At 54.7% G+C, this 2,500-nt stretch carries 1 rRNA gene (cut by a window edge); it reads left to right on the top strand.

The window, feature by feature from the left end:
* Positions 1-2,381: ribosomal RNA gene (locus AU381_RS00375) — 23S ribosomal RNA — on the top strand (it extends 416 nt beyond the left edge of the window).
* Positions 2,382-2,500 lie beyond the last annotated feature (119 nt).

Raw genomic sequence — 2,500 nt, 5'->3', positions numbered from 1 at the left:
CGGGACACGAGAAATCCTGTCTGAACATGGGGAGACCACTCTCCAAGCCTAAGTACTCGTGCATGACCGATAGCGAACAAGTACCGTGAGGGAAAGGTGAAAAGCACCCCGACAAGGGGAGTGAAATAGAACCTGAAACCGGATGCCTACAAACAGTCGGAGCCTGAAAGGGTGACGGCGTACCTTTTGTATAATGGGTCAACGACTTAGTGTGACATGCAAGCTTAAGCCGGTAGGTGGAGGCGTAGCGAAAGCGAGTCTGAAGAGGGCGCCTTAGTATGTCGCATTAGACCCGAAACCGAGTGATCTAGCCATGAGCAGGTTGAAGGTTGGGTAACACCAACTGGAGGACCGAACCCGCATCTGTTGCAATAGATTGGGATGACTTGTGGCTAGGGGTGAAAGGCCAATCAAACTCGGAAATAGCTGGTTCTCCGCGAAATCTATTTAGGTAGAGCGTCGACCGAATACCCCCGGGGGTAGAGCACTGGATGGGCTATGGGGACTCACCGTCTTACTGATCCTAACCAAACTCCGAATACCGGGGAGTACTAGTCGGCAGACACACGGCGGGTGCTAACGTCCGTCGTGAAAAGGGCAACAACCCTGACCTCCAGCTAAGGTCCCCAAGTCATGGCTAAGTGGGAAAGGATGTGAGGATCCCAAAACAACCAGGATGTTGGCTTAGAAGCAGCCATCATTTAAAGAAAGCGTAACAGCTCACTGGTCTAAACAAGGGTCTTTGCGCCGAAAATGTAACGGGGCTGAAGCCATGCACCGAAGCTGAGGATGTGCCGCAAGGCACGTGGTAGCGGAGCGTTCCGTAAGCCTGTGAAGGGATACCCGTGAGGGGTCCTGGAGGTATCGGAAGTGCGAATGTTGACATGAGTAACGATAAAGAGGGTGAGAGACCCTCTCGCCGAAAGACCAAGGGTTCCTGCTTAAAGTTAATCTGAGCAGGGTTAGCCGGCCCCTAAGACGAGGCGGACACGCGTAGTCGATGGGAACCACGTTAATATTCGTGGGCCTGGTGGTAGTGACGGATCGCACAAGTTGTTCGGACTTATTGGATTGTCCGGGCGGCGGCGCGGTTCCAGGAAATAGCTCCACCGTATAGACCGTACCCGAAACCGACACAGGTGGTCAGGTAGAGTATACCAAGGCGCTTGAGAGAACTGCGTTGAAGGAACTCGGCAAATTGCACGCGTAACTTCGGAAGAAGCGTGACCCTTTTTAACGCAAGTTAGATGGGGTGGCACAGACCAGGGGGTAGCGACTGTTTATCAAAAACACAGGGCTCTGCGAAGTCGCAAGACGACGTATAGGGTCTGACGCCTGCCCGGTGCTGGAAGGTTAAGAGGAGGGGTGCAAGCTCTGAATCGAAGCCCCAGTAAACGGCGGCCGTAACTATAACGGTCCTAAGGTAGCGAAATTCCTTGTCGGGTAAGTTCCGACCTGCACGAATGGCGTAACGACTTCCCCGCTGTCTCCAACGCAGACTCAGTGAAATTGAATTCCCCGTGAAGATGCGGGGTTCCTGCGGTCAGACGGAAAGACCCCGTGCACCTTTACTATAGCTTTACACTGGCATTCGTGTCGGCATGTGTAGGATAGGTGGTAGGCTTTGAAGCAGGGACGCCAGTTCCTGTGGAGCCGTCCTTGAAATACCACCCTTATCGTCATGGATGTCTAACCGCGGTCCGTCATCCGGATCCGGGACAGTGTATGGTGGGTAGTTTGACTGGGGCGGTCGCCTCCGAAAGAGTAACGGAGGCGCGCGATGGTGGGCTCAGAGCGGTCGGAAATCGCTCGTCGAGTGCAATGGCATAAGCCCGCCTGACTGCGAGACTGACAAGTCGAGCAGAGACGAAAGTCGGTCATAGTGATCCGGTGGTCCCGCGTGGAAGGGCCATCGCTCAACGGATAAAAGGTACGCCGGGGATAACAGGCTGATGACCCCCAAGAGTCCATATCGACGGGGTTGTTTGGCACCTCGATGTCGGCTCATCGCATCCTGGGGCTGGAGCAGGTCCCAAGGGTTTGGCTGTTCGCCAATTAAAGCGGTACGTGAGCTGGGTTCAGAACGTCGTGAGACAGTTCGGTCCCTATCTGCCGTGGGTGTAGGAATATTGACAGGATCTGTCCCTAGTACGAGAGGACCGGGATGGACATATCTCTGGTGGACCTGTTGTCCTGCCAAGGGCATAGCAGGGTAGCTATATATGGAAGGGATAACCGCTGAAGGCATCTAAGCGGGAAACCCACCTGAAAACGAGTATTCCCTCGAGAACCGTGGAAGACGACCACGTTGATAGGCCGGGTGTGGAAGTGCGGCAACGCATGAAGCTTACCGGTACTAATCGTTCGATCGGCTTGATCGTTCCCATTGCTCATGCTCATCAAACGAAGTTTGATGATGCTATCTTCTGTCCTCACGCGCCAAAGGCGCTGCGGACGGCGCGCCGGACAACCGGCGGCTCGGCTCTGCCGGCTGCTGGAA

The organism is Sinorhizobium glycinis (genome assembly GCF_001651865.1).
GTDB lineage: Bacteria > Pseudomonadota > Alphaproteobacteria > Rhizobiales > Rhizobiaceae > Sinorhizobium > Sinorhizobium glycinis.
This window is presented reverse-complemented; position numbering and strand designations above follow the sequence as displayed.